Raw genomic sequence first — 6156 nt, 5'->3', positions numbered from 1 at the left:
TGGGCCTCGATCGCCTCGCGGGTGCGGACGAACATCGGCCTGGCGGCGAGGTCGGTCTTGGACATCCGGAACGACTGCTCGACGTGCCAGAGCTCGTGATAGGACCCGATGACCTCGCCGGCTGGCATCAGCTGACCGGGAATGTTGGTCACGTAGCCCTTCAGCCCGACCAAGCGGCGGGCCCTGGCCAGGGCTGCCTCGTCCAGTGCTTGCCCGTCGCCCTTGGCCTTGACGAATCTCGGTGTCCGGGCGGCCTTCTCCCCGGCGATGACCGCGCGGGCCCGGTTCTCCTGCAACGTCAGCGTCTTGGTGTCCCGGGCCGCGCGCTTGGTCGAGTAGGCCCAGAGCGCCCGCCACGATCCCGGGTGCTGCTCGCGGTCCCATACCGGCTCGGCACGTAGCGCTTCGTTGTTCTCACTGCGGTGGCGCCCGGTGCGGGGAGTGATGGTGTCGATGACCTCTCCATCGGTGAACGCGTCCCCGTGCCAGCGGAAGTGCGAGGCCAGGTCCAGCGGCGCCTTGGTCACCCGCGAGCCGACGATGAAGCGCAGGTTCGCCTCCTCCAGCGCAGTCAGATTGGCTGCTGAGAGCATCCCGGCGTCGGCGACGACGACCATGTCCTCGACGTTGTGGCGGTCTTGAAACTGCTTGACGATCGGCACGATCGTGGCTGTCTCGGCCTTGTTGCCCTCATAGCAGCCGATCTCGAGCGGGAACCCGTGCCGGTCGACGAGCAGGCCGACGACGATCTGGGGGTCGACGCGGCGTTCCTTGGAGTAGCCAACCTTGCGCAGGTCGTCTTCCTTCTCGGCCTCGAAGTACAACGTCGTCACGTCGTACAAGCACAGCGAGACATCACCGTTGGTCGCAGCGTGGGTGAAGCACAGCGCGGCGACCTCGTCCCGGTAGGCGCCCGGCCCCTCGCCAGCCACAGCCCGGGCAAGGGTGCGGCGCATCGTCTTCTCACTCGCCGGCCTCACGCCCAGATCTGTCAACACCCGGGCGGTGTCCAAGATCGAGGTCGGCTCCACGATCCGGGCGATCACCAGGTCTCGGAACACCGCATCACCCAGGGTGTCGAAACCCAGATCTGTGAACACCGCGGTCAGGGCGTCGTAGAGCACCCGCGAGGAGGTCCCCACCACCCGGGGCGGCGTGACCAGGCCTCGCTCACGCCTCGCGGGGTCCGGCTCGTCGAAGAGCGCCGGCGTCCCGGGCTGACCGATCAGTGCCGTCCTGGGGGCTGCCGGCTCCAGGCCGAGGTTGAACTCGCCCTGCTTCGTGTCCTCCAACAGTTCTCGCGCCCGCTCCACGAGCAGCCCGAGCTCGGCCTCGGTATGCGCCGAGCCGACGTGGGCGACAATCCGCCGACGGCCATTGACGGACTCAGCGATCTGCACGGCCGTCGCTCCCGAGGCCGTGCGCACCCGTCGAATCCACGCCACCCACCCCACGGTAGAGCACCAATTAGTGCCTCAGAACCACCTTCAGCGCACCCATCACCGCAGGTCAGCGAGTTACGCGATCGCGGATCGCGCCGCGGTGACCAAACTCAGGTGCCGGTCGCGTCAGGGGGTGGCCCCGGCCCCGGGGGCGGGGGGACCGGACGGAGCGGGGGAGGTGGACGCGACAGGCAGCGCCGTTGCTGCCTGTCGCCGACGGAGGCCCCGGACGGCGAGCAGCACCAGGCCGCCCAGCGCACCGAGGAACAGCACCCAGGGTAGGAGGACACCGAAAGTCAGCGCCAGACCCCCGAGCGTCGCGACCAGCGCGTCCCAGCCTCGCACCACGCCCCCGGTGAAGCCGGCGGGTGCGGGCTCGGCGTCCTCGGCGGCCGACCACAGGTGCACGGTGAACGTGGCGAGCGCAGCCTGGTCGGCCAGGTGCGCGCGGCGGGCCGTCATGGCCTCCAGGTCGGACTGCCGTGCGGTGAGCACGCGCTCGGCCTCGACGATCTCGCTGACCGTGCCGGACCGTTCCAGGAGGCCCTCCAGCCGCCCGATGGAGATCTCCAGGGCGCGGGTTCGGGCCTCGAGGTCCAGCAGCGCGTCGGTGACGTCCTCACCGGAGGTGGTGCGGTCGACCACGGTGCCAAGCTCTTCCAACCGGTCCAGCGTCGCCTCCGCGTCCTGGACGGGTAGGCGCACCACGACCCGGGCCGAGCCCTCGCCGTCACGGCCCACGTGCTCCTCGCGCTCCTGGACCAGCCCCCCGGCCATCTCCACGATGTTGACCGTGTGACGGACGGCCTCACGCGGGTCGCCGACCTCGATGTCCAGCGTGCCGGTGACCACCATGTGCCGGACGCCCGCCTGACGGGTGAGGGCGTCGCCGCCGTCGTCGGCCGCGTCGGGAGCGGCGTCCGTGAGGTCGCCGTCGGCTCCACCGGCGGTCGCCTCCTCGCGCGCGTCGGCACTCATGAATCCGAGGGGGGCGTCGGAGTCGTTGCCCGTCGCTCCGGCCCCGCACCCCGCCAGAAGGAGGGAGGCGGTCACGGCCAGGGTCACGGTTCTGCGCATGCCGCCAGGCTAGGAGCACGAATCCGGCGGAACCGCGCACGCCGGGCCATCGTGACCGATTCGTCACGCGCCACGCCGCCGGGTGACCGGACCGTGACCGAGCGTGTGAGGATCTCCCCATGGGTCACGGTCCGTGGGTGTCTCCGCGCGCACGACTGGCCACGCTGCTGCTGAGCAGGGTGGCCGGACCTGACGCGGCCCGGGCCCGGGCCCGCATCCACTCCACGCCCGGCCCCAGGCGGTTCGCGCCGGGGTCGCCGGTGACCCGTGTGCACGGGGACGCCTCCATGTTCGTCGGCGGGGTGCGGGCGCTGCTCCTGCAGTCCTTGCACCCTGCGGCGATGGCCGCCGTCGACGACCACTCGGGGTACCGCGCCGACCCGTGGGGACGGCTGCAACGCACCGCGACGTTCATCGCCACCACCACGTTCGCGACCGTCGGGCACGCCGACCAGGCCGCCGCGGTCGTCCGCGCGGTGCACGCCCGGATCGAGGGCACCACCCCTGACGGGCAGCCCTACCGTGCCGACGACCCCCACCTGCTGCAGTGGGTCCACGTGGCTGAGGTCGAGTCGTTCCTGCAGGCGCACCAGCGGTTCGGGCGTCGGCCCCTCACACCGTCCGAGCAGGACGAGTACGTCGCCCAGGCCGCCCGGATCGGGCAGCTGCTGGGCGCTCCCGACCTGCCCCGGACCGTGGACGAGCTGGGTGCGACGTTGCGCTCCTACCGGCCCGAGCTGCGGGGCACCCCCGCGGCGGTCCGCACAGGGCACTTCCTGCTGCACGACCCGCCCATCCCGCGGGCCGTCAGGCCCGCCTACCGGATGATCACGGGCGCAGGGGTCGGGCTGCTGCCGTCCTGGGCGCGTGCCGAGCTCGACCTGGGCGAGGGGATGCCGGTCCTGCGACGGGTCGGGGGCCACCTGGCCACCAGGACGATCCGTTGGGCCCTGGACCCGGCCCAACCGGCGCCGCCACCAGATGCCTCGCCGGTGCCCGCCCCGGCAGGTGTGACCGCGCCCGCGGGCGGGCGTATGGTGGACCGGTGACCCAAAACACCGCAAATCGGGCGCAGGGGGTGCGGCGTCGGCGCCGGGCAGGACGTCAGCGCGTGTCGGCGTTCATGCTCACCACCGCACTCGCCCTGGTCATGTGGGTGTTCGTGCCCATGGGCGAGGGGGCCGACCACGCCCAGGCCGGCCCGTCCGAGGACCTCCTGGCACTGGTCAACGCCGCCCGGGCAGAGGCCGGTGCCGGACCGTTGACGCTGGACCCGTCGATGACGCAGGTCGCCACCGCGTGGAGCGGGCGCATGGCCGAGGCCGGGTCCATCTCGCACAACCCCGACTACGCCGGGCAGATCCCGTCGGGGTGGTCGGCCGCCGCCGAGAACGTCGCGTTCAACCGGCCCGCCGACGTCAACCGCCTGCACACCCAGTGGATGAACTCCGAGGGCCACCGGGCCAACATCCTCAACCCGCGGTTCACCCACATCGGGATCGGTGTGGTGATCTCCGGTGGCAGCGCCTGGGGCACCCAGGTGTTCGCCACCTACGGCACACCACCCGCGGCGCCCCGCGAGGCGCCCGCCTCCCGCTCCCAGGAGCGCACCGCCCCGGCCGAACCCACCGCCGCAGCGACTCCCAGCCCTGAACCCGCCGCCGAGCCGGAACCCGAGCGGGCGCCGTCGCCGTCGGACTCCGACGAGGCCCGCGAGGACGAGCAGCCCGAACCCGAACCCGAACCGGACCCGGCGGAGCCCGAGGCCGAGGAGGACGCGCCGGAGGAGGACCCCGAGGCCGAGGTGGACGCAGAGGAGGAGGGCGACGAGCCAGCCCCCGTCACCGTGACGCCCTCCGCCGACCCGGCGCCGGCTCCCGTGCTGAGTGCCGACGCCGGTGCCGAGGGCGACCTGACGGCGGACGCCCCCCGCATCGACATCGCGCCCCTCGCCGACGCCCTCGCGATCGGGCGCCTGCAAGAGATCGAGGAGACCCCCCGCGTCGTCTTCGCCGGGGGTGTGGCCTCCGTGCTGCTGTCGGGCCTGGCGTTGATGGCCCGCCGCCCGCGCGGGCTGCGGTGACGAGGCCGGGGGGGCCTACCCTGGCCTCATGAGCGACCGTGCCCCCACGGCGCCCGAACCGGCACTCCGGTTGCGGGGCCTGGTCAAGCGGTTCGGCCGCACGACCGCCGTCGCCGGACTCGACCTCGACATCCCCGCCGGGTCGTTCTACGGGGTCGTGGGGCCCAACGGGGCGGGCAAGACCACCACGCTGTCGATGGCCACCGGCCTGCTCACCCCCGACGCCGGCGAGGTGCGCGTCCACGGGGTGGACGTGTGGGCCACCCCCGGTGCCGCCGCACCGCTGCTCGGGGTGCTCCCTGACGGGGTCCAGGTCTTCGACCGCCTCACCGGGGCCGAGCTGATCGGGTACGCAGGTCTGCTGCGCGGCATGACCCGCGAGGTCATCGCCCCCCGACGCGAGGACCTGCTGACCGCCCTGGACCTCAAGGCCGCCGGCCGCACCCTGGTCGCCGACTACTCCGCCGGCATGACCAAGAAGATCATGCTCGCCTGCGCCCTGGTGCACGCCCCCAGGGTGCTCGTCCTGGACGAGCCCTTCGAGGCCGTCGACCCGGTCTCGGCCCGGGCGATCCGCGCGATCCTCACCGGGTTCGTCGCCGCCGGCGGCACCGTCGTCCTGTCCTCGCACGTGATGGCACTGGTCGAGCAGATGTGCGACCACGTCGCCGTCGTGGCCGCCGGACGGGTCGTCGCGGCGGGCACCGTCACCGACGTCAGCGCCGGGCAGGGGCTGGAGCAACGGTTCGTGGGCCTGGTCGGCGCAGGGGACCGGCACGAGGAGCTCACGTGGTTGCGACCCTCGTCCGGCTGAGGCTCCGCATGCTGGGCCACGTCCTCGGCCGTGAGGTGTGGCGTCTGGTCCTGACCGTCCTGGGGCTGCTGTGGGTGCTGACCAGCCTGCCGACGGTGCTGCTCGGCATGAGGTGGCTCGGCGGGCAACCGGCCGAGATCACCCACGACGTCCTCGTCGTCACCGGGGCAGCGGTCACCCTCGCCTGGGCGCTCGCCCCCCTTCTGGTGCCCGGGATGGACGACTCCCTGGACATCCGCAGGTTCGTGACCTTCGGGCTCACCGCCCCGCGCCTGGTTCCCGGCCTCCTGGCCGCCGGTGCGATCAGCGTCCCCGCCCTCATGACGGGCCTCGTGGCAGCGTCCGCGGCCCTTGCGTGGCAGGGCGCCCCCGCCTCGGCGCTGGCCCTCGCGCTGACGCCCGTCTCCGTCCTGACCTGCATGCTCGCAGCCCGCCTGGCCGCGACCGCCGTCACCGGGGCGCTCGGGTCCCGGCGCTCGCGCGAGGTGACAGCCACCGCGGGCGCGCTCGTGGCGGTCCTGGCGATCCCGCTGCTGGTGGGGATCACGTCCCTGGGCATGGACGCCGCGCTCGAGCGCGTCCCGCAGGTCACCGCGGTGCTCGCCTGGACACCTCTGGGCGCGGGGTGGGCGGCGCCGGGTGCCCTGGCAGAGGGCGACGTGGTCCTCGCAGCGGGCCAGGCCCTGACCGCCACGGCCTGGGTGCTGGTGGGCGCGTGGTGCTGGGGGCGCGCACTGCAG

At 73.1% G+C, this 6156-nt stretch carries 5 protein-coding genes and 1 pseudogene; 4 read left to right on the top strand and 2 right to left on the bottom strand.

Annotation, left to right across the window (positions count from 1 at the left end; translation table 11 throughout):
* Together N869_RS12100 and N869_RS12095 are read right to left on the bottom strand one after the other, a co-directional pair.
* The coding region (locus N869_RS12100; protein ID WP_035062067.1) for an IS1634 family transposase at nucleotides 1-1445 on the bottom strand (1445 nt) is incomplete at its 3' end.
* A 123-nt stretch (nucleotides 1446-1568) separates the two neighbouring features.
* Nucleotides 1569-2519 (bottom strand): DUF4349 domain-containing protein, encoded by a 951-nt coding sequence (locus N869_RS12095; protein ID WP_084137082.1) that lies wholly within the window; start codon nucleotides 2517-2519, stop codon nucleotides 1569-1571.
* Between the two features lie 137 nt (nucleotides 2520-2656).
* On the opposite strand from N869_RS12095, the gene N869_RS12090 reads away from it, so the two are divergent.
* The 4 genes and pseudogenes from N869_RS12090 to N869_RS12075 form a co-directional block, all read left to right on the top strand.
* Nucleotides 2657-3568 (top strand): oxygenase MpaB family protein, encoded by a 912-nt coding sequence (locus tag N869_RS12090; RefSeq protein WP_232229718.1) that lies wholly within the window; start codon nucleotides 2657-2659, stop codon nucleotides 3566-3568.
* Nucleotides 3565-4602, top strand: a complete 1038-nt coding sequence (locus N869_RS16630; protein ID WP_156968522.1) for a CAP domain-containing protein — start codon at nucleotides 3565-3567, stop codon at nucleotides 4600-4602. The genes N869_RS12090 and N869_RS16630 overlap by 4 nt, the downstream gene beginning before the upstream one ends.
* Before the next feature lie 28 nt (nucleotides 4603-4630).
* Nucleotides 4631-5416 (top strand): ABC transporter ATP-binding protein, encoded by a 786-nt coding sequence (locus tag N869_RS12080; protein ID WP_035062061.1) that lies wholly within the window; start codon nucleotides 4631-4633, stop codon nucleotides 5414-5416.
* Nucleotides 5392-6156: pseudogene (locus tag N869_RS12075) on the top strand (hypothetical protein); the annotation flags it as partial. The gene N869_RS12080 and the pseudogene N869_RS12075, both read left to right, overlap by 25 nt.

Origin of the sequence: Cellulomonas bogoriensis 69B4 = DSM 16987 (assembly GCF_000767165.1) — a bacterium.
In the GTDB taxonomy this organism is placed as follows: domain Bacteria; phylum Actinomycetota; class Actinomycetes; order Actinomycetales; family Cellulomonadaceae; genus Actinotalea; species Actinotalea bogoriensis.
This window is presented reverse-complemented; position numbering and strand designations above follow the sequence as displayed.